Source organism: Sutcliffiella horikoshii, from assembly GCF_021991925.1.
GTDB lineage: Bacteria > Bacillota > Bacilli > Bacillales > Bacillaceae_I > Sutcliffiella_A > Sutcliffiella_A horikoshii_F.
The window spans coordinates 769,648-794,657 of sequence record NZ_RXZI01000001.1; the positions used below are offsets into that span (position 1 = coordinate 769,648).

A 25,010-nucleotide genomic window follows, 5' to 3' on the forward strand; every position below is an offset into this window, starting at 1 on the left:
TACCTCTAATAGGGGGTAAGTCCTTATTAATTTAAAAAAGAGGAAAAATATGCTAATGAATTGAATTAATACATATAAAGATAAAAAAGGGGTTCAGGTTATGGAAAACACCGTAGGGAAGATTCTTCAAATTCTAGGATTTATCGTAATTGGCATAGGTGTATTGCTCGCAATTATTTTTGCATCAGAAACAGGTAGTATAGGAATGGCCTTATCAGCTTTGTTTACTTCTTCTGTAGGCGGAATGGTTTTGATCGGGTTTGCTGAAATTATCCGTTTGCTTGAAAGAGTGGTCCAAAAGGTTAATCCATTTCCATCAGCGGCCCAATCTATTAAGTCAGGAGTAGAGGTCACTAATCAACCAGTAGGGTTAACGGAAGAAAACAAAGAAGAAATAAAAGCATTTCTTCAAAAGAATGATATCCAATACGATCGTATTTTATCGACCCCTAGAGAGGATTTCTTCATCGTCGTATTAAAGTACGAAGCCATGTTAATAGAGCTTGGAGGATTTCAGCCAAAACTCATCAGCAAAGAAAAATGGCCACATGATCTAAAGCACTGGTATGAAGCTCAGGAAAACAACCAGTAAAGTGAAAAAAGAAGCAGCAGGCCTGCTTCTTTTTTTGAACCTTGCTTAACACCAAACAATGACTTTATATGGCATGGTCTGTGCCGGAATACTTTTTGTGGAAGGACCGTAAATCACGATCAGATTACGGTCAGCAGGATTTCCAGTAAAAGGCTGACCGTTGGCTAAAAGGAGTTGTGTGAAAGGGGAGAGGTTCAGCTTCAACTGTCCGTCACTGCTAACAAGCTGGTTGTTAAAGTAGTCGACTTTAACATTCTGAATGCTGTTCTCTTTTACGATAATCAGCGCGTTGTATTGAGGAGGGTAAATGAAAGGTACCGGTGCATTTGCATTATAATAGCCTGTTATGGTATCTCCAACAGAAACTTGACTATGATCGATGAAATAAGTGGTAGGGGCGACAACAAAATTCACCATTGTACCTCCCCCATCATCCACGGAATATAACTTATAGCAACCCTCATTTTCTCCATTTGGACTTATGGGGAAATCACTGATCATGGTGACAATTCCACGAAAAAAAACAAAGTTTATCATAACATTCCTCCATCATTTTAAACTCCTTTCAATATTGTATTATTCATAGCGTATTAATATGAGAATGACCCCCTAAGAGGTATGAGAAGAAAAAACAAGAAGAATTGAAAATAATAATTAAAATAAACACCTTTGCATTATTGGTTTAAAATGAAAAGGTGTTTTTAGGGGCTATTCAATCATATTATTAAATTTCAAGACTCCTTCCATTGCCTGTATGAAGTCTGCTTTTGCTTTGTCACGCCATTTTTGCTCTGAAGGGTAAAACATTTCTCGATAACGGGAATCTAAAATTTCCTTTGAGTGTTCGTCATTACTACCGTGATGTATCATCTGATTCTCCATTATCGTCCTCTTTACCGAATCAATGGAAGCCCACAACCCATCTCCCATTGTCCCAAACTCAAAAGTAGTGGAATACAAACTTTTTGAAGGGGCTATTTCTTCTTTGAGCATTGCGAAGTATTCCGGAACATCTCCATTGGTTACATAGTATTCATCAGAGTCAGGAGTGAAGACAAGCGGATAACCAAATGCCTCCTGTGCTTCTTCTTGGCTCATTGTTTCTTTACCAGAACTGAATATACTCATTTGATACCTTGGACCATAGCCTGTGTGCAAATCAACATGAAGTATGTTTGCATATTCCGTTAACAAGATCTCCTCAAATAAACCCTTTATAAATTCAGTGGAAGGCTCATCATCCTTTCCACCATAATATACACCTTTTGGCTGGGTATATTGACCACTTAACAATGCCTTCTCTATTTTAGTAGTACCATCAGTCAGTACCGTCTTTGCAATTTCCCCGTAGAACTTTAAGTCCCGCCAGGTTATTGTGCTTATTTTGTTTTCTGGTTGGAGAAAAGCTTTCAAATCCTCATAGTCCGTGTTCATTTCCTTATCAAAGGTGTCCCAATTATAGATGAAATTCCGGTTTAGATCGACGTTGTTTTCATTGTACCTTCGCATTTCCATCATTCCTATTGGATTCACGCCGTGTACCAGAACTATTCCTGTATTTTCTTTATCTAATGGAGCGATAAAGTTTTCAAGGAAAATATCCAACATGGCCGATCCAACATATCCCTCAACACCATGCACACCAGAGGTAATGATAATTAAATTTGTCTTTTGTTGGTTCGCATCTGCCCACCAAAGATCAATGGTTGCATCACCATCTACTGATAATGAATCTCTTTTTACTGTATTCCAATTTTGGTTCAATGACTCTTCATAAGTTAAAAAGCGTTCTTTTGATTCTTCAAATGTGTTGATAAAATGACTGGAGCTTGCAGGTGGTTTTTCCAAGTTTGCTAGAATAAGGAGGGGTACAATAAAATGAAGAAAAAGAAAAATAACTAAAAAAGCAAAACCGAACTTAATCCATTTACTTTTCAGCATTGACAAGGAAACAGCCTCCTGAGTTCAGATAGTATGAATAGATTAGTAATGTCTTAGAGGTATATAGTGCAGTTTAGATGGGGATTGATGAAGGTTTGTATGGCGGGACTGCGTGGGAATCGAACCCACCTGGGACGGCACGCGCCCCACAAGCGGTTTTGAAGACCGAGACAAGCACCAGCATTGCAATCAGCCCCATGATATCAAGACTTCCACTCGTATTTTTCCTTCAGAATATCACGTACTATCCTCTGAATCTCATGTATTATATTAGATGCGATTAGAATATTTTGCAAGTTTTTTATTGTTTTTTCACTCAACTTTCCAGAAATAAGGTATTATTAAATTAAAGAATATTTTGTCAAAAATTGAAATAAAAAGGAGGGAAACTATTTCATGCAAGAAGCTTTCATAAACTATTTACCTGAACTGATTGGTGGCTTTATACTGGCATTTGTAACTTTTCTACTGACCAGGATTAATGAAAGAACAAAATGGAAAAGAGAGCTAGAAACGCAAAAGGTGAAAATGGATAGTGAAAAAGAAAAATTAGTTCTGGAATACGATGCGAAGTTAAGAGAACAGAATTTAAAGTTAAACCACGAAAAAGAACTAATGGAGAAACAACATGAACAAGAGATAGAAAAATATCAAATGCAAGTTAAAGATCAAGACGTGAGAAGTCTCATTAGTGGTGAATATGATATGGGTGTTTTAAGTGAGCAATTAGATGGAATTGAAGGGATGCTAGGAAAAGTCGAGAAAATGGACAACTTGTTAAAAAAACGAGGACTTAGTAATTCTAACCATCCTGCCAGAAAAAGAAAAAGAAACTAGGGGGAAATTAAGTGGTTTTTGATCATGGATTGGTACCATCTGATGTAATTACGCATCGGGAATTAATTGATATTTTTACTGTTTCTACTTCCGGAGGGATGAGGCGCTCGCATGCAACAAATACACTTATATTGATTTCTGATCATACAAATGGTCTTTATGATGACCGATGGATCGAAGATGTATTTCACTATACCGGAATGGGGCAAGAAGGACATCAAAGCCTCGATTTCGCTCAAAATAAAACTTTGCATCTCTCTAATAGCTTGGATATAGGAGTTCATTTATTTGAAGTATTTCAAGCAAATAATTATATCTATCAAGGAGAGGTATATTTAGCAGGCTCACCATATCAAGAAACGCAACCGGATAGAAATGACAATCCTAGATCAGTATGGGTATTTCCTTTAAAGCTAAAAGACGGCCAAGATGAAGTCATTATTTCGCATGAAACATTAAAAGCTAAAGAAGAGATGCAAGAGAAACGAGCTAAAAGACTTTCAGAACGTGAATTGTTCGAAAAAGCTTCTTTTGCACCCATTAAACCTGGTTCTAGAAATGTTGTAACAAAGGTTTATGAACGTAATGCGACAGTATCCGAGTTTGCGAAAAGAAGGGCAAATGGTATTTGTCAATTGTGTGAAGAACCGGCACCATTTGAAACAAAGCATGGTGATCCTTATTTAGAGACACATCATATCGTTTGGTTATCCCAAGGGGGACAAGACTCCATTGAAAATACAGTCGCTCTTTGTCCAAACTGTCACAGGAAAATGCATTCTTTAGATTTATTTGAGGATGTAATGAAGCTTCAGAACGTTTCGAGAATAAACTAAAAAACCACCGGATATATGGTGGTTTCCTAAAATATCAGTTTATGTTATGAACAGCTTTTAATTCTCTATGAATATACTTTACCTCATCAAAATGTCCTTTCCATTCTGAATAAATACTTTGTAATTGACTAGTATCAAATTGAGTGTCCAAGAAAATATGGTTGGATGATTCAAATAAAGTATCGTACGTTTTAATCATTTCTTTTTCATAGTTATTTAAGTTTGAGTGATAATATTCATACTTTCTCTTAAAGTATTTTTGATAAGTTTGCTCATCTTCTTTTTCTAAATACTGTGTGCGATCTGTTACTGTATCAGGTATAGAATTATTTTTAAATTCTTTCTCTAATAATTCCTCAACCTCTTTACAAATAGATTGTATATATAAGTTTTGCTTATGAAAATTATTGATTAACTTTAAATTATTTACATGTAATTTGGTATAGAGTTCAAGTCTATATAAATATGCTTGAAGTTTTTTAATGTTTTTAGTCTCATCCTCCAATAACTTAGCTTTATTATCTAAATTTTTATTGGAATCGTTCATTTGAATTATAGCGGTTTTAAGTTGTTCATTTATTACTTTCGCATCAGTAACATTTGAATTTACTTCTTTCTTATTTATTTCAATTTCTGCCTGAATTTCTTTTACATCTTTGAGTTTATCTGTGAAACTTTTTCTTAGAATTAAACCAAATATAGTAAATAGAACAGTAAGGACTGCTATAATTATACCAAATAATGCTAAAATAGAAGATATATTTCCTTCTAATAAACCAATCTTTTCCTCACGGCTTTCTAATAACAAATCCTTATTTTTAATAAGCATATCCGTTAAATCTTCTTTCGAAAGGTTACTATTTTGGTTTTCACTCAATATCTGGTTCAATTCTTCTTTGGTTAAATTATCATTTTGGTTTTCAGTTAATATCCGGTTTAATTCTTCTTCAGTAATAAAGTTTTCCCTTGGTGTAGTTTGAGCTAACGTAGTGCTGTTTGGCAGTAAAATAAAGATTAAAGCAGTAAATAAAATTAGTTTGTTTAATAGATTGCTACTTTCCATAAATCTACCTCCCCATTTCATTATTAAATATACCAAATAAAGAAAATTAATCCAGAGTTTTTGAAATTTATTTACACCTTTCCTCGATCATTTTTTCGAGTAATTATCGAGTCGAGATTCGAGTGATTGCGCCTGAAATTATGCCGATATGAGATATGTAAGTATAAACCCCAATAAGTAGATATGTTGATTAAAGTTTTTCGATAGGTGTCTATTGAAAGAGGTTGAACATTGGTATGACAACGTTTTGGTGTATGGAAAGAGTTATGAATCGGTTGAATAGTAGATGTGTTTAGGGTGGAATAGATAGCTGATCTCTCTCTTGCTGTTAATAATTATAAAACACGAACGATCACCAAGTAATAATACTTGACACTAGTACCTGGTGCTAATTAATTTCCGTCAAATTGTATGATCGCGAGTAAATATACAGTAATCGGCCACACGGTTTATAAGACCGATAGATCGAAGAATGCTTATATATCAACGTTTTCATGCTGTTCGGATAACTGGAATATGCAACATTTTATACATACAAGTTATATCAACGGATCGCAAGGTTAATGTGAGTCTTTTGCTTAGTGAAATTTTGCATAAATCGATCCTTGCTGAAGTAGTTATTTCAGATAATGCATACTATATGAAATTGGCTTGAGGGCGCGTTTTACGAAGATGATCCTTTTTTAGCTAGGGATAGGGGGCATCACTCCACCTCTCGCGCCAGGGGAAAATCAGACTACTTACCGCCGGGGTACTCATAGATAGAAGAACGTAAAATTTGTCTTTGGTAAAGCAACTTCCCAAAAAAATAAGGGGCCATTCACAACCAATCACAACACAATGATCACAACTCTTCAATTACTTACGCGATTTAATACAGTGTTTTATAATTAACGTAAATAATATTATTGGAGGGGTTAGCTATGTATGAAAAAATGACCAAAAAAGAAATGATCCTTCGATTGCATGCTAAAGGTATCAAACAAGTAGATATCGCAAGGGAAGTAAAAACGTACACTAATTATGTTTGGAAAGTAATTAGTGATCATACAAGTAAAGGAACTTCTTAAAACTAACTTCTTCATTATGAGGTTTTCAAAAATTTCCAACAAAACATTCAGAATACTTAGTTAACTATTTATTTATTTGGTTTAAACTTGTACAATTAAATGGTACAAACGTATAAAAGGGGGAGTTACATTTGAGAGAATATTTGAAAGTAGAGGTTCTTACCGATGAAAACAGGATTGATAAACTTCTAAAAAAGGGTTGGGAGATTATTGCAACTAATAATTATGTAATTGAGCCACCGGATTCACGTACTCAATATCATATGGGAATGCCTGCAAAAGTAAAAATACAACAACTTAAAGATATTGTTAAAAAGTATGAAGAATACGGATTCAAAGATCAATTAATTCAGAAGGTAGCTGACCAAAATGGTGACAACATTGAAGAATATACTATCGGAGGCGGAAGACCTGTATATAGTGAAACTGCAACTTTTATTCAAGAATATGAAGATGTTGTAAATGACCAGAATGTAAGTGTAACTAAAAAATTTAAAGATGAAGATTATAATTTTTAGATTCAAGAGCTCCTGAAAGTTAAGGGGCTTTTTTATTTCTATATTCATAAATGAATGGACCTTCTTATGAGGGTTCTTTTTTTGCTTTCTTATCTAAAAATGAGAAAGTTACGTAACTGTACGGTACTAATGTATATGTCAAGTTAAAGAGAAGGGAGGAAACGGTTTGAAGAAACCACTTAAGACGAGGGATCATCTTACAACAACATTAAGAAAAGACTTATTTCGTGAGCTGGATCGGTTGAACAATGAAACTAATATTCCAAAAAGCAGATTATTAGATCAAGCTTTAACCTTGCTATTTGAAAAACACAAATAAATAAAAGGAGAATGATGAAAATGAAACAGGCTGAAGAGTGGAGAGAAATTAGTGGATATGAAGGTAGATATCTAGTGTCAAACAGGGGTAGAGTTAAAAGTTTATTAGGGCGTAAGGATAGAATTCTTAAACCTGGCACAAACACAAGCGGTTACTTGTATGTCTCAATTTTGAAAAATAAAATTCCTAAAAACTTTCTTGTTCACCGTTTAGTTGCTCTGCATTTTATTCCAAATCCAGAAAGCAAAGAACAGGTTAATCACTCGGATGGCGTGAAAAAAAATAACCTAGCTTCTAATTTAGAATGGAATACCTATCGCGAAAATTACAATCATGCCTTAAGGAATAAGTTGATGCCAAAGGAGAGACATGGTACAACAAGACTTTTTACTGATGATGAGGTTAAAACGTACAGACGGTTGCACCAAAAAGATAAAAAAGAATTTAGCATTAAAAATATCGCTATGTATATCAATGCAAATCCAATAACTTTACAAAAATGTATATCGCGACAGACTTACAAACACGTGTAAAGGGAATTTCAGTTGCCTTTGCCAAGAGAAGGAATCAATTGGACTATGGGTCAGCTTACTTCTTGCCATAATAGGTTCCTTCTTTTTAATTTTCTCATGCATTTCTTACGGAACGGAACTAACAAGGGTTTATCAAACAAGGGACGGATCGGATAGATATATCAGTCACAAGAAAGGAATATAACAGTGAAGCAATACGATGAGATGAAGAAGAGTTTGCTTTCCTATAAAACTAAATCTGTTTCACCAAAATCAATTGTTCCTTTAAAGGGAAGTCCAAACAAAGGGATAAATCCAGAGACGGGTGAACGTTTTAGATTTGAGAGCGAGTTAGATATTGAGCGGAAACAGAAATATGCAAGAATAAACAGCAACAAGAAACAAAACAAATTCACCAACACCAATATGGACGAGATCGATTATATTAGCGAGAATCTGACCAACGCACAAATTGGTTATCTTATGATTCTTCAATGTTATATCAATTACGAAGGAAAGTTGATCCATAGTCAAAAAGATAAAACTCCTTTGAAATCAATTGAAATCCAAAAGATACTTAGAATCCCTGAAAGGACTTTCTATGACTTTAAAGACGTCACTTTGAAGGCAGGGATTTTAACCTATGACAAAAACGTAAAAACATACTCAATTAATAAAAAATTCATGTTCAAAGGAGCGTTTAATGGTATGAATGTTGTGTCTATTGTAACGAAAGAAATGAAAGTCGGATTAAACACCTCTAAACCCGAAGAATTAGCGATGATTTTTAAGTTGCAGAAATTTGTCAACTTCAAGACTATGGCATTGGTTAAAAATCCTAATGAAACGGACTTAAATAAATTGGAATTCTTGAAACAAAAGGACCTGGCTGAATCATTAGGAGTTACGGCTTCCCATTTGTCCAGGAAGTTATATCAAATTGTCATCAATGGAGAATACATTATCGCAAAAGTTAAAGTAGGTAGGGAGCCTAATAAATTTATGTTAAATCCCAATGTTTTCTTTCGTGGTAACTATGCAAAAATCCAAGAAAATATTGTTGCAGAAGTTTCCCCATTCTTTAAGGTTAAGAGTAAAAATTGATCTGACTCGCAGTTTTTTGCATCAAAAATTGATCTGACTCGCAGTATGGAAAAGTGTCTTGGTTCCTTTAGTATCAAGGGATCAAGTCACTTTATGACCTTAGATTTATTCATATTCATTAATAATGTTCAGAAAGTTAATGTTCCTAAAAATTAAAACGCTGAAAGTTCAGGATTAATATGCCGTATTGACTGTGGTCTTGTATAAACTAACTAATCAACAAAAGGAGAAGTGAAGATGCAAATTAAAGACAATGAAGTTTACATTAAAGATGAAATGATTAAACGATTTCTTGAAAGTCTAGAGATTAAAACTATCCGAAAAGAAGATGAAGCAAATGTTTATAATCTGACCAGTGAGTTATTGTTTAATGTTAACCAAGCTAGGTTCCTATTTGAAACTATTATTGAACAAGTTAGACGTAATAAGAAAAAGTTATCGGATAACTAGCTTTCCAATAGCCTTAACCAATAGAAGGTTGAAGGGGACTTGTGTAGCAGAGAATTTATTACCTACATGCCCCCCTCCCTTTTACCTGGATGAGGCATTTGAAAACAAATAATTATGTGAAGGTTGCAATTGACCGTTCGAAAGCTAGGATCGTGTTTGTGAACGATTAGATGTACAGTCTACTAAAACTTGTACAGATTCTTCAAAGGAATCCCCTGTATCCCTTATTGTGTATTCGTAATCACATAGTCTTCCGTAAATACCTATTTCATCATCATTCCCGAAGAATAAGTTAATTTCAGCTCTATCCCTTACCATTAAGAGCACAGGGGTAATATCTCTAAATTCTACCCTTGACAATATTTCCTTATTTCCTCTATCTAAAAATTCTACTAACATGGTTACCTCCAAATGGAATTGTAATATTTGTACTTAGTTATTAGTAGTTATTAAGTATCTATTCCTATTGAAGGTGAGGAAATTAAATGTTCTTTAAAACAAAGGTAAAAAGTAAAAAGATTAGTGATAAACAACAAGAAGAGTTCCAAAATATATTATCATTTGCAAAAACAATCATTGAAACTAGTCAGGAAAGAAATCCAGGAAAGCATCCAATACATGAAGTTATTCATATTCTCGGAAACAAGATACGATCGGATTATATGGTGAGATTATTAAAAGTGAAGGATGAATCAGATTTATCTTCCTTTGTACCACCAAAAATGTTTGAAAGTAATCAAATTTTCTCATTGGAAGGAGAAAAATTTTATGATCTTATTACGAAGAAGAAAGAGACTAGGTACGCCTCACTGAATAAAGATACAGTTATACCCTGGGCGTGGAAAAGAGAGCGACTATCTAATGTTTTGTTGAATATTGGACCGGATCGGCCATATGGTGATTGGAAGCAAGATAAGTTAAACCATAAACTACAGTTATGGCTTCCGCTTGGTTTATATTGGGTTTGGGGAGGTAATCATTCTATCTCTGTTGGAATTTTACAAGGGAAAGGAACAATTTCAACAAGTGATATTTACGATATCAGTAATATATATAACTATGTTACGTGCGACGGAAGACACTATATTAGGAAATTTGATCAATAGATTATTTCAGAAGTAGATAACGTGGAATTGGCCGCAATTTTTGAAATTGGGAGGCTAATGACAAAACACTCTATATCATATTAGTTCTAAACATTAAGCGCCTTTTATCAGGGTGCTTTTTTGTTTTTATTAAACAATCAATAAACTCAAAAACACTGATATATCAAAGGTTGTAAGTAGTTGCGCTTTTGTGAGTCTAAAACGGTACTAATGTTTAGAGAAGGAAAAAAGAAAGGAGAAAAAGCGATGAACAAAAGACGTAGCAGAAAGGAAATTATAGATGCAATTTCTTTTAACTCGATCGGACACAAAATCATTTACCAAGAAGCTATCTCATTAACAAATTTAGCCGAAAAAATGAGTATTTCAAAGCCAGCTCTTTCTATCCATACCAGGGATGAAGATATTAAGTATGCTTTAGAAAAAATAGGGATCAGATCAATAAAGCGTGGTAAGGTTATTTACTTTGATTGGCATGTTCAAGAGGAAGAACTAGAGATTGAAGTAATAAATAAATAAAAATTGTCTGTTTGGCGATGTTCTGTACCGCAATTTTAGAAAGGAGAGAAAAGAATGGAAGGAAGAAGAATTAACATTAGCTTTGGAGTCGATGATCGCGAGTTGAATAAGCTAATGAATGCGTTTAAAAAGGTAGAAACGAGAGCAAATCAATTAGCAAACAGAATTAATTCCATTTCAGGTAGCTTCAATAATTTATCCAACTCTATTAGAACGATTGAAGATTCACAAAAGCGCTATACACAATCAATGGATCATATTACTCAAAAAAACAGGGAAGCAACAAAAAGTGTTCAAAACTTCCAAAGGGCTGTAAATAGAGGTTTTGATGCTAGAGTCATCGATCGTTCTGCAAATTCATTTAGTAGAGTGGACAATAGAATTATTGGCGCTAGGAATTCCATGAAGGGATTAAACAAATATGCTATCTCTTTTGGTGACTCTGTAGGCATTGCAGGAGAAAGAATGTTAGCATGGTCCATTTCTGCAACAGGTATTTATGGTACTGCAAGGGGAATCAGAGCTCTAATAAGTACCGTTGTAGAATTAGACTCTCAATTAATTGATTTACAGAAAGTTATGGACCCTAAGACTAATTTCAGCGCTATGATGGGGGACATGTCCAATTCTGCAAAGGAATTCGGTCGAACTCTAACAGAAGTTAATGAAGTAGCAATTAGTTTTGCTCAACAAGGTTTTGATGAATCAAAAATACGGAAATTAGTAGAAGCAACTTCCTTGTTAGCAAATGTTGGTGATATTGATTTGAAACAAGCTGAATCAACAATCTCTTCACTGATGACTGTTTACAAGAAATCTGAAAATGAGATCGGATCGTTCGTTGATGCGATGAACGAAGACACTAATAACTTTGGAATAAATGTTGATGATCTTACGACGGCATTTAAAAAATCTACAGGAGTAGCAAATGCTTTCGGAGTAAGTATGTCAGAAAATGCAGGTTATATTACTGCAATAACTGAAGCAACTCGCGAAAGTGGCTCTATAGTAGGAAATTCATTAAAAACTGTGTATTCACACTTAACAACAATTCCAGGGGCAATTGACTCTCTTAAGAGGGTTGGAGTAGATGTTTTCAATCCTATTACAGGTGAAGCAAGAGATGTTTCAGACATACTAAATGAGTTACATGGTAGTTGGGACAATTTATCAAATGTTCAACAACAAAATATTGCTGTACAAGTTGCCGGGCGCTATCAGTTATCAAGGTTTTTAGGATTAATGAAAAACTACGATAGGGCGCTGGAAGCTACTGATAAAGCAAATAGTTCCTGGGGTTCAGCGATGGAAGAAAACGCAAGATATATGGAATCACTTCAAGCAAAAATAAACGGAGTAAAAACAGCGTTTACTGATATGGCAGGTGTTATGAAGGATAGTGGGCTTAAAGAAGCATTTGGAGCCATTTTAATAAGCGCAACAGCTTTACTTAGCGGAGTAACAGGATTGTTTGAAATGTTTGGTAGTTATACTTGGGTATTAGGTGGTTTAGCAGGAATACTCTTAGCTGTATCATATAATTTCAATCAATTATCAAATAATGCTAATTTAGCTAAAGCTTCTATAGGTTTAGCTTCTACAAGAACGCAACAACTTGCTTTATCTATGGGCATGAGTACAACTACAGCGACAACCCTTTCAATGGCTGTAGGACGATTGACGATGGGACTTAAGGCAATGGCTTTAGCTACTCTAACTAATCCTCTATTTTGGGTTGTTGGAGCTATTTCAGGCGTTGTGGCTCTCGTAGGACACTTAAAACAGGTTAAGCAACAACAGGAAGAGTTCACTAGAGCAACTAAAGACGGTCAAGATACCTTTGAGTCATTTCTAGAAGCGATCAAACAGGGTACTGTGGATGATTTCCAGATTAGTAGCTATAAGGATCAATTAGAGGAATTGAGTGGCATTCAAGAACGATTGAATAAAGCTGTTGAAGAAAATGCTAAAAAAGTTCAGACTCAAAACAGATCAAATAGCATTATTGGCGTAAGTGTCAAAAACTTAACACTTTCTCAAGAAGAACTCAAAGAAGAATATATGAAAACAAATGATGTTATGGATATTTTGAGTGATAGCCAAGAATCTATGCTTCGAGCAATGGGACTAACCATAGAGAAAGGTGTTTCAATAGCGGATGCTATGGAAGATGCGAAAGATAAGAAGATTGATTTTACGCAAGCCGTAGAAAATGCAGAGGAAGCATTACGAAGACAAAGGGAAGATGCGATGCTTCCCGCGGTAGATGCTTATTATGATCTTTCAGAAGCTATTGATGATACAGCTTCTTCAATGGAAAATGCTTTAGGTTTTACAAATAAGTATTTGGAAGGCTTAAAAAAACATAGAGCAATTGTCGAGATACTTCAAGGAGTGAATAACTTAACTCCTGGACAAAACGCTATTTTAGAATCATCGTATGCGAGTCTTGCAGAACATGTTGGGAAAAGTACAGAAGAATATAAAAAACGTCCTGAAGTTATTGATAAAGAGCTAGAAATGATGGGGAAGGTTGAAGAAATAGCTAAAAAGGTTGCTGATGGAACAGCTACAAATGAAGAGCTTAAAAGAGTTCAACAGGATTTAACAACAATAAACACTCATAAGAATGAGAGAGAACAAACAAGATCAAAAATTCAAGCGAATATAGATAAATTAAATGATATGAAGGATTACGAAGAACAGATGGGTTGGACTCATTCTAGGTTAGAAGATTACTTAGCAAGCGAAGCGAAAAAAGCCGAAGAAACAGCTAAAGCGAACAAGAAATCTTCGGATGATTCTTCGAAATCAGCGAGCGAGAAAGCCAATGCCACACAAGAAGCACAAAAGAAGGTTACTGAAAATCTTCAAAAGGAATTGGATTCGGCTTCTATTCTTGGGGCAGGTTTTCATGATATGGCTAGTGATGCTGAAGAAGCTAACGGAAAGGTCGAAAGTACGACAGCAACTTCCAAAGACGGAACAACTTCAGCTCTCGAAACTATTTTGGGTAAGATTAAGGACGTAAATCTTGGTTGGTCTGATCTTAGAGAGGTCTTCAAGAATCCAATTAAAGGTATTGCTAGCTTGAGTATCAAAGCAATGTTCGGTGGTCTTTTCGGAGCCGGTGGTAAGTTAAACGGTGACAAAATGAAGGATGCTGTAATGTCTGTGGGTGGAGGTAATATTTCAGGTAGTGGTTATGGAGGTTTAGCGTTCACTTCCGGATTCGGACCTCGCCAACATCCGATCACAGGTAAAACTAGCTTCCATTCAGGCATGGACCTGGCAGGACCAATCGGGACACCTATCAGAGCTCGTCAAGGGGGCATGGTGACGTATTCCGGATGGTTGGGTGACTATGGTAATACGGTAGTCGTTCAGGGCGCAAACGGCCTTGAGTACCGTTACGCGCACAATAGCTCAAATCATGTATCTACAGGTCAATTTGTTCCGGCAGGTTCCCAAATTGCTTCTATGGGATCAACAGGGATGTCCACCGGATCGCATCTTCACTTTGAAGTGCGTCGTGATGGAGTCGCTATTAACCCTAGTTCTTATTATCATAATGGCGGTATCGTATCCAAAGGTAAGAAAGCTAATGAGGTTGACGCTCGATTGCAAGTTGGTGAAATGGTTATCAACCAAAGCCAACAGAAGAATCTATTTGACTTCTTGAATACGAATAACGGAAATGACGTTTACACCGGTATGGGTAGACCGACTTCTAATTACAAGATCAAATGGGGCGACACTTTATCGGAGCTTGCTGTAAAGTTCAAAACTAGCGTTTCTGAATTAATGAGAATGAATCCATCTATCAACAATTCGGATAGGATTTTCGAAGGCCAAACAATTAAGATTCCAGGTTCGAGTGGATCGAGTTCTTCAGCTCCTTATTTCAAGAACAAAGAGGAAGCTGAAAAGTATATCACCACAGGGAACAGCATTGTAGATCATGCTAATGCGACCGGGATTCGTAATTCTGATTATCGAGTAAGGGCAATGACTTCAGATAAATACAGAAATGCTTACGAGATGTCCGGCCAAAAGTACGAATACAATAAAATGGTTTCTGAAGAGTTGAGCAAATTCACGAACGCCAATGAAGCTAAAGAGATTTTCGATAAAGCTAACCTGTTTATGAGTTCTGCTGATAAAGCAAAAGCTATGCAGAAGATCATGGAGGACATTGGACAAAATGCCTTGAGTGAAATCAACGACAAAACTAATGAATGGCTGACTAACTTTAACAAAGGCGTCAAGGAAGGAAGCGCAAGTGTTAAGGCGATGCTTGATATTAGTAATCAAATTGACAACAGAAAGGTAACAGAAAAGAAAGATAATTATGTATCTGCTTACACATCCAAGATGCTTTCCGGTCTTGGGGTAGCTGAAGAAGTTAGTCCTGAAGATTCTATGAAGGCCCAGGCTGACGAGTTGAAGCGTAAAATCGAGCAGAGAGCCGAAGAGTCTGCTTTGATCCAATATCGCTTAGAGAGTACGCACCTGCAACCTAGAATGAACGAACTTGCCGGATACAGGGCTCAACTCCAAGAGAAAATGGACGCTATCGAGAAGGACTTTAAATCTCGCGGTATAAATGATCAATCACTCATTAACGAAGCTCAACAATCCTTGAAAGATCGCCTTGCTGATATCACCGCCGAATACAACGAGCTTCAATACGCTGTAGAAAACGGTAACAAAACTCTTGCTGACAACAAGACAGAGCTAGAAGGACTTTCTGAAGAGTACAAGAAGCTTCAGGAGGAAATCAAGAAGGCAGAGAGCAAGCGAGAATTCACTGACGTTTGGGGTAATGTGGTCCGTGATGCTGAAGGTAACGCTAGAATGATCACCGATCAAGGCCAACTGATCATGAACACATACTCACAGATTAGAAAGGAAATGGAGTCTGTACAAGACCTTGCAACTTCAGAGGGTGGAGTGCCTACTGTCATGGCTCCGATCATCGAGCAACTTGCCAAAGCTGTACAAGCTTACAACCCTGATATTAACACGGAAGTAAATCCAGGGACAGCTATCGTAAACAACAGTAATGCTTCTGTAGGTCATACTAGAACATATGAATCAAATGGAAGTGTAAATAGAGAAGTCCATTACAATGTTAATGCAGGAGTTGTATTAGCTACTGAAAGTGAAATGAGAGAGTTCGCAAGGATAATTAAAGAAATGATCGATGAAGAAGAAGGTAGAAGTCAATCGTAAAGTTATCTGGAAGGAAGGTTCATTTGAGCCTTCTTTTTCTTATTTATAAAAGTATAAAAGGGTGTAAATAAATGTTGAGAAAAAAATCTTGTTTGACCGTATTGTGTTATATAGAAGCACACAGCAATAAAGTGCTTTCGTCTACCACAGCTTGTTCAAAATTCATATTGGGACCTGACCTCCTTAAAATCAGGTTCCTACTCTTTTTCATTTTCATTCATCTCTTATGGTTGAGGAATCATCGTTAAGGTTCCTCATATTTTTTCGTTACAAAGACCGTAAATAAATTAAAGGAGAATAAATCCTATGTATATGTTATCAAGCCACAGAACCTTATGTTTAGCCGTAAATAAAAATGTACCTGAATCAGAATTAGTAACTCACCATTTGGAAGGTGTATCTATTTATGAAGTTAGATTCGATAAGAAATATGCGGAAAGAGTAATGAAAATAGCAAAACCATTTAACACATATATCGAGGTAAAGAAGGAAGGTTAGATACATGAAAAACCTTATCAGCAAGGAAAAGGCGCTTGTTGCTAGCATTTTATCAATTATTCCCGGGGTTGAGTTAGGCTTAGTTAAGGCTAAAAAAGTAGACGGTAAGATTGTTGTTACATATCAAATAAAATACGATCAGGAGCTAGAGAGTAGTGTAAAGGATGTCGTTAATGAGTTCGAAGATGGTTCAGTTAAGATAGATGCTCGAATCTTAACGAGTAAATATAAGTTTGTTGATTCAGTAACAAGAGCTAAGATCAATAAGCTAAACGAATAAATACTAACAATTCACAATCCAATGAGAGGGGTTGAATGAGCCAATGAGAGGGCATGAAGTTATTTCAAAATACGAAAGTAAATTCGATAAAATTGAAGGATTAATAACATTCATCTTCGCATTATATATCCTTCTTTAATAGAGAAAGGATGTTTACTAGTGTTATTTAAATACAAGAAATGTGAGCGCAATAGAGAAAAATTCGTAAGAAATGTAGCAAAAGAAGTTGTTTTCCAAAAGGTAATGAATGATCAGGATATAACTACCTCTGAATTAAGGAAAAAATTTGGTTTATCAAGGCAATCATTTTTTCAATATTCAAAAGAGCAAAGGTTTAGGGATGCTTTAAAACTCTATGATATTTATATAGATAAAAGTAAGTTGGATAATTATTACGTTTTTGAAATAAATAAAAGATTAGCTAGAAATGCTTACAAAAAGCCTATCCAGTAGAGAGAAGATTGTAATGATCGCCCCATACTCCTTTCCTGGCAAAAGGCGACTGAAACTTGAAAGGTGGTGTAAGACAATGAACTTTGAATTAGGTAATCAAGGAACCTACAAAAAGTACACAATATCTGAAATTACCGCAAAAGCTAAAGCTACAATAGCTAAAAAAGAGCAAGAGCGCATGTACAGTCAATCTCAAACAATGGGACCTGTAAGAGAAGGAAACTGGTTAGAAGGTCTGGAGGTTGAGGAAGAAACAGCTTCAAGACCTACATCGGATCAAGACGTCATCAAAAGAAAAAAACGGGGCTCCGAGAGCTTTTTAGAAGGAATTGATTCTTTTGGTAAAAGTTTAAACAAAATCAGAAGTGAAAAACAAGAACATCGCGAAGGCATGAAAAAATTATTAGGTGAAGGTTATATTTCACCAACCGAAAAATATGAAGATTTCAAACGAATAAACGGTTATTTAAAAGGTTTATAAAAATAATAAGGAGATGATAGAGAAATGAAAAAATTGTATTGTGAGTATTTGGAACACAACTTTAATCACGGAAACAGAATTCCGGTCAAAAACATTGCTAAGGGCATTGCAAACTGGATGAAGAAACATGAGTCAGACTATAAAGGTAAGTGGGAAAACCTAGATTTTGCAACAGATATGAATAAAAACTTATATTGGTTTCTAAATGAAATCGGCTTGAGAGTTTCTAACATTAGAGGGTTTGTTAAAGATCGCAAAATGAAAGAAGAACTTTTCTGTGAGTTAGAGTCATTGAACATCCAGGTAAAGGAGAAACAAGGTAAATTGAACTTGTACGATCTTGACCATTACGGTAAAGAATTGGAAGAATCTGAAAAAGCTGTTATCCAAAAGTTCATTTACTACGTTAAAAGAGAGAAGAGTTTGAAGATAGATTCTTTACAACCGGTAATATACTTCTCGAACTCAAAAGGTAACTTAAGTGAGGTTAAGTTCAATATTTCAAAAGCTGAATTATCAGAGATACTTCAAAAGTATGAAGAGGATATAAAGAAAACAAACATAGCTATAAAAGAAGGAGAATATCCAGAAATTAAAATATATAGCACTATAGTTTAAACGTGGTGATCAGAAGCTAAAAACCATAATGAAAGGAAGTGACGGACCTCCTTTCTCTCGCTTACTTTCTAACAATGCTTCTGATCCCCAATTAATATAAATTTTGCTTGGTCCCGTAATACTAGGATCAAGTTTTTTTCTTACTATTATGATAGCTTTTTCTAAAGTGATCAGTAATAATGTCTTCTTTTATTCCTATTACAGGGAAAGAATGCCTTTCATTAAGCCATCTTACAAACTGCCTTTTAACAATTACCTTCAAATCTTCTTCTCCTTCTCCAACGAATTCGCATTCATAATTTTCATGTGTAAATTTATTTCTACCCAACAAATTTCCTCCTTTCTAATAAATTCATAGTATAAAATAAGGTTTATAACTTGCAATATTAATTTTAAAGGTGATTTTTTTTCCAATCTGGTGATAAGGACAAGTGATAATTTAAAAAAGTAAAATAATAAAGAAGTAATTACACTTGTTATTAAGTCAGCATGTTAAAATATACCTATTAATAAAATGCGCATTCTTCCGAAAGTACTATTAGACTGGGAATTATAAGGATTAAAGAAATTAAGTGTACTTACAATATATCCAAATAGTTCAATGCGAAATAGGCCAGGAAATTAAGAAAAGAATATTGAAACGGAGTTGACCTGAAATTATTAAGGAAAAACTTATTGAATTAGAATTTTTATTAAGTGGAAAAACAATGAAAAAATTAAGTGGTACACCCAAAAAATGCTACAAATATGCCTTGACAGCGGTCTTTATTCAGTATTGTTTTGGGAGGAACCTAACAAGGGGACAAGAAGAAAATTATAGCTATGTACATAGTATTAAGGAAAATCCAAAAGACTTTAATAATACAGAAATATTAATAAAGTTTAAAAATCTGGTTGAAGAAAGCTTAGAAAAAAGTAATTTTCATAATCATACTGATTATGGAACAATCGATAAAATTATTAATTACTTCAGAGAAATAGTATCTATTACTAAAAAGGAAGGAACTTGTCTTATAAACGTTAGTGAAGCTGAAGAATTTTTTGATGTGAAGAAAGTGTTTAGGGCATCACACCCAAACATTCAATCTCACCATTGGATTGATGTTGATTTTATTAATGGAATGACCATTACAGTTCCAGAGTTTTTCACTTATGCTGATCTAGTGAATATTTGGAATATTTTATTAGATAAAATGGAAGAATACAATATAGCTGTTAATGGAGATGAAAGAATACCATTAATTGAAAGACGAAATAAAATCGAAAACAGAAGGCTGAAGTATGAAATTGATACATTATCCCGGACATTATGGGTATCGTCAGTTACTTTTGTTGAATCATACCTTTATTTTCTCTTTTATAATTTAAAGCAACAGAATTACCAAGCACAAACAGAGAAGGCTCAATCCATTTTAAAATTGCAAAAAGTAGAAGATGATGAAATTATTAAAAGGTTAGTTCTTCCAGAATTCATAAATGGAAAAAATAATGCTCTTGAAAAATTAATAAAAAGCTACAAAGTTAAAAACGAAATGCGGAATAGGTTTATCCATCCTTCAGCTTTTAGGAGCACATCAAATTCACCTGAATTACTACCATTACTAACAATAAATGTAGATGAAGTTATCGATACTCTAACTGTATGCACAAACTTAGTTAAGACAATCGATGATAATTTACCTGAAGAATATAAAATTCTGATTTGGTGGGATAGAGTCTCGCATCCCGAATATTCAGAGTATAAGAAAGGGGATATCACTAATCCACAAAGTAAACTCTCTAAAATAAAATACGATAGTTAATAAATATACAAATCGACCAACTATTAAATATAGCTGGTCATTTTTTATCTGTAACTTTAATATGAAAATCTGATTAGAAACAAATTTTTGGTTTTTAGTGTAACAATTGGTTATATATGTTAATATTAAAAATACCTAAAGGAAATATATGGCTTGATAATTTTCTGAATTTATTGATCAAAAAGGGGGGGCGATTTATTGAAGAAGGTGCTAATGTTTGTCCTGCTATTATTATTAGTATTAGGAGGATGTGGAAATCAAGGTGTTAATAGTAATGAAAAAGTCGAAAGTAATGAAGAAAAAGAATCAAAGTATGGGGAAGATTTAGATTTAATTGTGAATCAAATACTTGAAAATTCATCGAAAGCTGAAGAAGTGGTAAATACCTATGCTTTTATATGGAATAATTCTATTAATTCTTATGTTACATTAGATGATGTGAAAACTAAGTTAGGCATAGAAGAAAACAAAGTTAGAGAATACTTTGAAATGAGCGGTTATGGTGGAAGTTCAAATATTTTAATTGATGATTTTAATAAAAATCTTGCTAGCTTATCAAAATATTACTCTGATACAGGGAAGATTCAAGAATTAGAGTCAGCTTCTGAAGCTATCAAGGCTAATTTAAAGGAATTAAACAACCCACCTGAAACTTATAAAAATGCATACAATGAAGTTTTGGAGTTTTACACTTTGGCTAACGAATACATTCAATTAGCAACTAACCCTGCTGGATCGCTCATTACATATAACCAATCACGAAATCAACTCTCAACAGAGGTTATAGGTAAATTTGAAAGAATACAGATTATTATGCCCGAAGCAAACACTCAAGAAGACAATTGAATAATGAGATTGATAACAATATTTCTGAAAAAAGATTGAGGGTTGTTTAAGCATTTACCAATAATCAGAGAAAATTAAAAACTTCCATAATTAACCCCTGCGCTTTCATCCTGGCAGGGGCTTTTTGATCGTTAAAATATATTCTTCAGAGGGGAAAAGTTCTCATGTTGTTTCTGAACATCCTGATTAGCCATTTGTACATATATTCTAGTGGTATTTAGAGTAGAGTGGCCCAAAAGCTTTTGCAAGGAGAAAGCATCTCCACCGTTTAGAGTATGTCTTAATTTGTGAGGATGGACATTATCTTCTATTCCTGCTTTACGGCCGTAACCAAGCAATTCTGTGCGAAAAGAGTTAACTTGATATGGCTTTCCGTCATAGGTAAGAAATAAATATTCACTATCGAAGTCCTCAACTTCCTGTAGGTATTCATTCAGTAACTTTTGTGTCTTCAAACTTAATGGTAACACTCTGAATTTCTTGGATTTAGTGTTAGATGCTTCAAGTGAAATAACACCTTTCTTCAAATCTAAATCCTTCCGCTTAACTTTCAATAACTCTCCTACTCTCGATAAGGTATCTAACAGGACCATAATGATCACTTTATTCCTGAACCCCGAAAACCAACTATCATCAATCGCGCCTAGTAACTGTTTGATTTCAAATGGTTCCAGTGGTTCTACATTATCAATCGGAGCTTTGATGACCTTTAACTTGGTGTGAATGGCCTCTAATATAAACCCTTCTTCATAAGCCCATTTCATCATTGTTTTTAGAGTTCTGATTCTTAAATTAACGGTGTGAGCAGAGAATTTCCTTTCATCCTGCATATAGTTAACATACTCAAGAAAGATATCAGTTTTAATTTCCTTTCTAGTTAAGTCTTTACCTAGATAATCTATTAAATATCCAAAATGATGCTCGTAATCATCTAAAGTTCTTGGCGCTAAACCTTCCGCTCGCTTGTGCATACGAAACTTCAGAAATACTTCCTTTAGTGTTAAATTCGCAATATCTCTGCTGATAGCTGTTCGGCGTTCACTATGTTTAGTTTTTCCGTTTCTCCTTAACTTTCTTTGCATAAAAAAACCTCCATATTTGATTTTTTGAGATCAAAAGATAGAGGTAGGATTAGACGTATTATAACAAGCGTCCTATCACGTATTCGTTCAATTCTTAAGAAAATACGAGTAGGAGTAATCTTGATTTTGAAAATATTAGCCTTGATATGACCTGTTGTAGGACGTATTTTTATACTAGCGCCCCACAAGCGGTTTTGAAGACCGAGACAAGCACCAGCATTGCAATCAGCCCCATACAAAGGATAGTATCATTTTACTTTTTGCAATGGAAGATTGCAATAGGAAATGATGCTTTAAAATAGTGGAAACATTTGTTCGCTTGTGGTACGATTATTTATACAAATTAGAAAATAATGCTAACGGAGACAGGTGAAACGAGAAATGTTCAAGTCGCAAGATCCTATTATAGGTGATATATTGCAAACATTGTCTCCAAATTTTTTGGATCGAATAATTGATATCACCCCAATTAATCGCGGATACCTTAATTTGAAATGGAAAGTAACCACACAGAAAGGCACCTATCTAATCAAGCAATTTAATAAAGAGAGGTTAAAAAAATATGATCCCGATGATCTTTTATATGCATTAAAACAGCAAAAAAGGTTGAATGATTTAGATTTTCCTTGCCCAAATATTTATTTTGATATGGAGACTCCCCTATGGCAATCTGATGGAGGAGAACTATTTATGGTTATGGAATTTTGTCCAGGAGAGACAAAACCTTATGGAAACCTAAATAGAGAAGAGATGTATCATTTTGGCAAAAGCACTGGTAGAATGCATGCCATGCTAAATGAAGATGCAGCAGGAAAAAAGATGAGTGCAGAGTTCATTCCCCCTAGTTTGGAACAGCGAACGGCCCATTGGTTGAAGGTTGAGGAAATGGCCAATTCCAAAGGAAAAAAAGATTTATTGCCTCTTATTAAAAAACAACGCCTATTGACGGAACAAATGGATTTAAATAAACTCGGGTTGGCGGATACCGGATGGGCGCATAGAGATTTATTTTTGGATAATATCTTGTTTCACGAAGGTAGGGTCTCAGCCATCCTGGATTTTGACCGCCTGAGATATGATTATCCTAAGCTAGATGTCGCAAGAGCCGTGATTTCCAGTGCTTTAAGTAATAATTACTTTAATGTTGAATTGGTATCCAGTTACATGGGAGGTTACAAAGAAGAAATAACATGTAATGATTCTTTTCTGATAGAAGGACTTCGGCTGCTTTGGTATATGGAAAGCACATGGTGGATAGATGCGGAAATGGATAAGCACGTTGGCCCACCTATAAGGTTTTTAGAAGAAATGAAATGGTTGCAAGAAAATTATTTTGAATTAGAGGCTATTTTAATAGATTAAAAAGAAGGAGGGCGAGAGTTGAAGTTAGAGAAAGAAACACAATACATAAGAGAAATCACATTAAAGAGAGAAACTATTCCCACATTCGAATGCTTCCCTTTCAACCTGCCGGTAATAAAAAACTTGGACACACTTTCCCTACATCCTAATGTCACTTATATCATCGGGGAAAATGGGATGGGTAAATCCACCTTACTTGAGGGGATTGCTATTGCTTTGGGCTTTAATCCTGAGGGAGGCACGATGAATTTTAACTTTACAAGCTACGACTCCCACTCGGAACTAGACAACTATTTACGTGTTATAAAGGGTGCAGAGAGACCGATGGATAGCTTTTTCTTTAGGGCGGAGACCTTCTATAATGTTGCAACCAATATTGAGGAAATGGATCGGGAAGGAGGCGGAGGAAGAAGAATCATTGATTCTTTTGGAGGAAAATCTCTGCATCAACAATCGCATGGAGAATCTTTTTTTGCTGCATTTGTCGAGCGTTTTCAAGGAAAGGGTTTATATATACTCGATGAGCCGGAAGCCGCTTTGTCTCCTCTGAGACAGATGTCCATGCTTGCCAGAATTAACGAGCTGGTGCAAGATGGATCACAATTCATTATCTCCACTCACTCCCCGATTGTCATGGCTTACCCAGATGCAAAAATTCTTGAATTGACAGAAGAGGGGATGTTTGAGACCTCCCTGAAAGAGACATCACACTATACAATCATGAAACAGTTTTTTGATGATAGGGAACGAATGCTCTATCACTTGTTTCAAACTAATTAATTTTAATATGGAGGTAGTGAATTGATAGTGATCGGGCTGGACTTGGCTGGTCCAAGTAATCATAAAGATACAGTGCTTACGGTATTTCAAAAGAGTAAGAATCATTTAACTTTCCAAAAAATGATTTCAAACATAAGCGACGAAAAAATTATGAACGAAGTAATTGAATTAAGTAGAATAGATGAGGTTGTTATCGGAATAGATGCCCCATTATCTTATGAAGATGGTGGTGGAGACAGGACAAGTGATAAAGAGTTACGAAAATTTATTCTTTCTTTAGGGATGAAGCCAGGTTCTATCATGCCGCCAACATTCACTAGAATGGTTTATCTAACGTTAAGAGGAATCAAGCTTACGAGAGAAATAGAAAAACTACAGACGACATTTCCTATAAATATAGTTGAAGTACATCCTGGTGCAGCAATGGGGGCGAGGGCATCTGAAAAAGAAATGGAATACGTTCTTACATATAAGCAAATTCTTTCTTCACGAGAGTATCTTAAGAATTGGTTCAACCACCAAAATGTAATTGGCCTACCAACAGGTGTGGAAAAAGAAAGCCACTCCATCGATTCTTGTGCAGCAGCATTAGCAGCGTGGCATTGGGCGGACAAATCGCTTAAACCAAAATGGTTTTTTACTGCAATACACCCCTTGCATCCGTATGATTATTGTTGTTAAGACAAATGCTGAATTTTTTAGAGGG

At 35.1% G+C, this 25,010-nt stretch carries 28 protein-coding genes and 1 tRNA gene; 22 read left to right on the plus strand and 7 right to left on the minus strand.

The genetic code is table 11. The annotated features are described in order from the left end of the window. The first annotated feature begins 100 nt into the window (after positions 1-100). Positions 101-592 carry a hypothetical protein gene (locus EKQ44_RS03720; protein ID WP_237662205.1) on the plus strand — a complete coding sequence of 164 codons (492 nt, stop codon included), beginning with the start codon at positions 101-103 and terminating at the stop codon, positions 590-592. Between the two features lie 45 nt (positions 593-637). On the opposite strand, the gene EKQ44_RS03725 is transcribed toward EKQ44_RS03720, so the two are convergent. The 3 genes from EKQ44_RS03725 to EKQ44_RS03735 form a co-directional block, all read right to left on the minus strand. After that, entirely contained in the window at positions 638-1,129 is a 492-nt protein-coding gene (locus EKQ44_RS03725; RefSeq protein ID WP_237662206.1) for a hypothetical protein, read from the minus strand. Between the two features lie 171 nt (positions 1,130-1,300). Then, positions 1,301-2,533 (minus strand): M14 family metallopeptidase, encoded by a 1,233-nt coding sequence (locus EKQ44_RS03730; protein ID WP_237662556.1) that lies wholly within the window; start codon positions 2,531-2,533, stop codon positions 1,301-1,303. 100 nt (positions 2,534-2,633) lie between these two features. Beyond that, a tRNA-Sec gene (locus tag EKQ44_RS03735) sits at positions 2,634-2,730 on the minus strand. Positions 2,731-2,929: 199 nt separating this feature from the next. On the opposite strand from EKQ44_RS03735, the gene EKQ44_RS03740 reads away from it, so the two are divergent. Together EKQ44_RS03740 and EKQ44_RS03745 are read left to right on the plus strand one after the other, a co-directional pair. Beyond that, positions 2,930-3,370 carry a hypothetical protein gene (locus EKQ44_RS03740; protein WP_237662208.1) on the plus strand — a complete coding sequence of 147 codons (441 nt, stop codon included), beginning with the start codon at positions 2,930-2,932 and terminating at the stop codon, positions 3,368-3,370. Positions 3,371-3,381: 11 nt separating this feature from the next. After that, positions 3,382-4,206, plus strand: a complete 825-nt coding sequence (locus EKQ44_RS03745; RefSeq protein ID WP_237662209.1) for an HNH endonuclease — start codon at positions 3,382-3,384, stop codon at positions 4,204-4,206. 34 nt (positions 4,207-4,240) lie between these two features. Here the strand turns inward: EKQ44_RS03745 and EKQ44_RS03750 are convergent, their stop codons facing one another. Beyond that, positions 4,241-5,269: a hypothetical protein gene (locus tag EKQ44_RS03750; protein WP_237662211.1), complete on the minus strand. Its 1,029-nt coding sequence runs from the start codon at positions 5,267-5,269 to the stop codon at positions 4,241-4,243. 923 nt (positions 5,270-6,192) lie between these two features. Here EKQ44_RS03750 and EKQ44_RS03755 point away from each other — a divergent pair. The 6 genes from EKQ44_RS03755 to EKQ44_RS03780 all read left to right on the plus strand — a co-directional run bounded on the left by EKQ44_RS03755 (position 6,193) and on the right by EKQ44_RS03780 (position 9,242). Further along, positions 6,193-6,339: a hypothetical protein gene (locus EKQ44_RS03755; RefSeq protein ID WP_237662213.1), complete on the plus strand. Its 147-nt coding sequence runs from the start codon at positions 6,193-6,195 to the stop codon at positions 6,337-6,339. Between the two features lie 131 nt (positions 6,340-6,470). Then, a complete protein-coding gene (locus EKQ44_RS03760) occupies positions 6,471-6,857 on the plus strand; it encodes a hypothetical protein (RefSeq protein ID WP_237662214.1) in 387 nt (128 codons plus the stop codon). A 166-nt stretch (positions 6,858-7,023) separates the two neighbouring features. Continuing rightward, the gene (locus tag EKQ44_RS03765; protein WP_237662215.1) at positions 7,024-7,176 is read left to right on the plus strand and encodes a ribbon-helix-helix domain-containing protein; all 153 of its coding nucleotides are present in this window, start codon (positions 7,024-7,026) and stop codon (positions 7,174-7,176) included. 20 nt (positions 7,177-7,196) lie between these two features. Continuing rightward, a complete protein-coding gene (locus EKQ44_RS03770; RefSeq protein ID WP_237662217.1) occupies positions 7,197-7,709 on the plus strand; it encodes an NUMOD4 domain-containing protein in 513 nt (170 codons plus the stop codon). Between the two features lie 186 nt (positions 7,710-7,895). After that, on the plus strand, positions 7,896-8,792 hold the full coding sequence (locus EKQ44_RS03775; RefSeq protein ID WP_237662219.1) for a hypothetical protein: 897 nt from the start codon (positions 7,896-7,898) through the stop codon (positions 8,790-8,792). Positions 8,793-9,029: 237 nt separating this feature from the next. Further along, complete coding sequence (locus EKQ44_RS03780; RefSeq protein WP_237662220.1) at positions 9,030-9,242, plus strand: hypothetical protein; 213 nt, start codon at positions 9,030-9,032, stop codon at positions 9,240-9,242. Between the two features lie 144 nt (positions 9,243-9,386). Here the strand turns inward: EKQ44_RS03780 and EKQ44_RS03785 are convergent, their stop codons facing one another. Next, a complete protein-coding gene (locus tag EKQ44_RS03785) occupies positions 9,387-9,641 on the minus strand; it encodes a hypothetical protein (protein WP_237662221.1) in 255 nt (84 codons plus the stop codon). A gap of 86 nt (positions 9,642-9,727) precedes the next feature. On the opposite strand from EKQ44_RS03785, the gene EKQ44_RS03790 reads away from it, so the two are divergent. From EKQ44_RS03790 to EKQ44_RS03825, 8 genes are all read left to right on the plus strand, one after another. Continuing rightward, entirely contained in the window at positions 9,728-10,348 is a 621-nt protein-coding gene (locus EKQ44_RS03790; protein WP_237662223.1) for a DUF6710 family protein, read from the plus strand. A gap of 246 nt (positions 10,349-10,594) precedes the next feature. Beyond that, positions 10,595-10,867: a hypothetical protein gene (locus EKQ44_RS03795; protein WP_237662224.1), complete on the plus strand. Its 273-nt coding sequence runs from the start codon at positions 10,595-10,597 to the stop codon at positions 10,865-10,867. Between the two features lie 54 nt (positions 10,868-10,921). Continuing rightward, entirely contained in the window at positions 10,922-16,102 is a 5,181-nt protein-coding gene (locus EKQ44_RS03800; protein ID WP_237662225.1) for a phage tail tape measure protein, read from the plus strand. Positions 16,103-16,408: 306 nt separating this feature from the next. After that, on the plus strand, positions 16,409-16,600 hold the full coding sequence (locus tag EKQ44_RS03805) for a hypothetical protein (RefSeq protein WP_237662226.1): 192 nt from the start codon (positions 16,409-16,411) through the stop codon (positions 16,598-16,600). A gap of 4 nt (positions 16,601-16,604) precedes the next feature. Further along, positions 16,605-16,880: a hypothetical protein gene (locus tag EKQ44_RS03810; RefSeq protein WP_237662227.1), complete on the plus strand. Its 276-nt coding sequence runs from the start codon at positions 16,605-16,607 to the stop codon at positions 16,878-16,880. A 159-nt stretch (positions 16,881-17,039) separates the two neighbouring features. Then, complete coding sequence (locus EKQ44_RS03815; protein WP_237662228.1) at positions 17,040-17,333, plus strand: hypothetical protein; 294 nt, start codon at positions 17,040-17,042, stop codon at positions 17,331-17,333. Between the two features lie 76 nt (positions 17,334-17,409). Next, positions 17,410-17,814, plus strand: a complete 405-nt coding sequence (locus EKQ44_RS03820; RefSeq protein WP_237662229.1) for a hypothetical protein — start codon at positions 17,410-17,412, stop codon at positions 17,812-17,814. Positions 17,815-17,838: 24 nt separating this feature from the next. Continuing rightward, complete coding sequence (locus EKQ44_RS03825; RefSeq protein ID WP_237662230.1) at positions 17,839-18,432, plus strand: hypothetical protein; 594 nt, start codon at positions 17,839-17,841, stop codon at positions 18,430-18,432. A gap of 127 nt (positions 18,433-18,559) precedes the next feature. Here the strand turns inward: EKQ44_RS03825 and EKQ44_RS03830 are convergent, their stop codons facing one another. Beyond that, on the minus strand, positions 18,560-18,760 hold the full coding sequence (locus EKQ44_RS03830; protein WP_237662231.1) for a hypothetical protein: 201 nt from the start codon (positions 18,758-18,760) through the stop codon (positions 18,560-18,562). A gap of 379 nt (positions 18,761-19,139) precedes the next feature. Between EKQ44_RS03830 and EKQ44_RS03835 the strand changes: the two genes are divergently transcribed. Continuing rightward, on the plus strand, positions 19,140-20,234 hold the full coding sequence (locus tag EKQ44_RS03835) for a hypothetical protein (protein ID WP_237662232.1): 1,095 nt from the start codon (positions 19,140-19,142) through the stop codon (positions 20,232-20,234). A gap of 198 nt (positions 20,235-20,432) precedes the next feature. Beyond that, positions 20,433-21,080 (plus strand): hypothetical protein, encoded by a 648-nt coding sequence (locus EKQ44_RS03840; protein ID WP_237662233.1) that lies wholly within the window; start codon positions 20,433-20,435, stop codon positions 21,078-21,080. A 131-nt stretch (positions 21,081-21,211) separates the two neighbouring features. Here EKQ44_RS03840 and EKQ44_RS03845 read toward each other — a convergent pair whose 3' ends face one another. Beyond that, on the minus strand, positions 21,212-22,162 hold the full coding sequence (locus EKQ44_RS03845) for a tyrosine-type recombinase/integrase (protein WP_237662234.1): 951 nt from the start codon (positions 22,160-22,162) through the stop codon (positions 21,212-21,214). A 381-nt stretch (positions 22,163-22,543) separates the two neighbouring features. Between EKQ44_RS03845 and EKQ44_RS03850 the strand changes: the two genes are divergently transcribed. Genes EKQ44_RS03850 through EKQ44_RS03860 form a run of 3 tightly spaced genes read left to right on the plus strand, consistent with a single transcriptional unit; the run spans position 22,544 to position 24,985 of the window. After that, positions 22,544-23,524, plus strand: a complete 981-nt coding sequence (locus tag EKQ44_RS03850) for a phosphotransferase enzyme family protein (protein ID WP_237662235.1) — start codon at positions 22,544-22,546, stop codon at positions 23,522-23,524. Positions 23,525-23,542: 18 nt separating this feature from the next. After that, positions 23,543-24,304, plus strand: coding sequence for an AAA family ATPase (locus EKQ44_RS03855; protein ID WP_237662236.1), 762 nt, complete (start codon positions 23,543-23,545; stop codon positions 24,302-24,304). A gap of 27 nt (positions 24,305-24,331) precedes the next feature. After that, on the plus strand, positions 24,332-24,985 hold the full coding sequence (locus EKQ44_RS03860) for a DUF429 domain-containing protein (RefSeq protein ID WP_237662557.1): 654 nt from the start codon (positions 24,332-24,334) through the stop codon (positions 24,983-24,985). The last annotated feature ends 25 nt before the right edge of the window (positions 24,986-25,010 follow it).

Excerpts from the sequence above, each read along its gene's own strand:
- EKQ44_RS03835 (WP_237662232.1), top strand. The coding sequence starts at position 19,140 with ATGAAAAAATTAAGTGGTACACCCAAAAAATGCTACAAATATGCCTTG.
- EKQ44_RS03725 (WP_237662206.1), bottom strand. The coding sequence starts at position 1,129 with ATGATAAACTTTGTTTTTTTTCGTGGAATTGTCACCATGATCAGTGAT.
- EKQ44_RS03790 (WP_237662223.1), top strand. The coding sequence starts at position 9,728 with ATGTTCTTTAAAACAAAGGTAAAAAGTAAAAAGATTAGTGATAAACAA.
- EKQ44_RS03795 (WP_237662224.1), top strand. The coding sequence starts at position 10,595 with ATGAACAAAAGACGTAGCAGAAAGGAAATTATAGATGCAATTTCTTTT.
- EKQ44_RS03730 (WP_237662556.1), bottom strand. The coding sequence starts at position 2,533 with ATGCTGAAAAGTAAATGGATTAAGTTCGGTTTTGCTTTTTTAGTTATT.
- EKQ44_RS03750 (WP_237662211.1), bottom strand. The coding sequence starts at position 5,269 with ATGGAAAGTAGCAATCTATTAAACAAACTAATTTTATTTACTGCTTTA.
- EKQ44_RS03805 (WP_237662226.1), top strand. The coding sequence starts at position 16,409 with ATGTATATGTTATCAAGCCACAGAACCTTATGTTTAGCCGTAAATAAA.
- EKQ44_RS03850 (WP_237662235.1), top strand. The coding sequence starts at position 22,544 with ATGTTCAAGTCGCAAGATCCTATTATAGGTGATATATTGCAAACATTG.
- EKQ44_RS03845 (WP_237662234.1), bottom strand. The coding sequence starts at position 22,162 with ATGCAAAGAAAGTTAAGGAGAAACGGAAAAACTAAACATAGTGAACGC.
- EKQ44_RS03740 (WP_237662208.1), top strand. The coding sequence starts at position 2,930 with ATGCAAGAAGCTTTCATAAACTATTTACCTGAACTGATTGGTGGCTTT.
- EKQ44_RS03780 (WP_237662220.1), top strand. The coding sequence starts at position 9,030 with ATGCAAATTAAAGACAATGAAGTTTACATTAAAGATGAAATGATTAAA.
- EKQ44_RS03820 (WP_237662229.1), top strand. The coding sequence starts at position 17,410 with ATGAACTTTGAATTAGGTAATCAAGGAACCTACAAAAAGTACACAATA.
- EKQ44_RS03770 (WP_237662217.1), top strand. The coding sequence starts at position 7,197 with ATGAAACAGGCTGAAGAGTGGAGAGAAATTAGTGGATATGAAGGTAGA.
- EKQ44_RS03800 (WP_237662225.1), top strand. The coding sequence starts at position 10,922 with ATGGAAGGAAGAAGAATTAACATTAGCTTTGGAGTCGATGATCGCGAG.
- EKQ44_RS03785 (WP_237662221.1), bottom strand. The coding sequence starts at position 9,641 with ATGTTAGTAGAATTTTTAGATAGAGGAAATAAGGAAATATTGTCAAGG.
- EKQ44_RS03755 (WP_237662213.1), top strand. The coding sequence starts at position 6,193 with ATGTATGAAAAAATGACCAAAAAAGAAATGATCCTTCGATTGCATGCT.
- EKQ44_RS03810 (WP_237662227.1), top strand. The coding sequence starts at position 16,605 with ATGAAAAACCTTATCAGCAAGGAAAAGGCGCTTGTTGCTAGCATTTTA.
- EKQ44_RS03825 (WP_237662230.1), top strand. The coding sequence starts at position 17,839 with ATGAAAAAATTGTATTGTGAGTATTTGGAACACAACTTTAATCACGGA.
- EKQ44_RS03720 (WP_237662205.1), top strand. The coding sequence starts at position 101 with ATGGAAAACACCGTAGGGAAGATTCTTCAAATTCTAGGATTTATCGTA.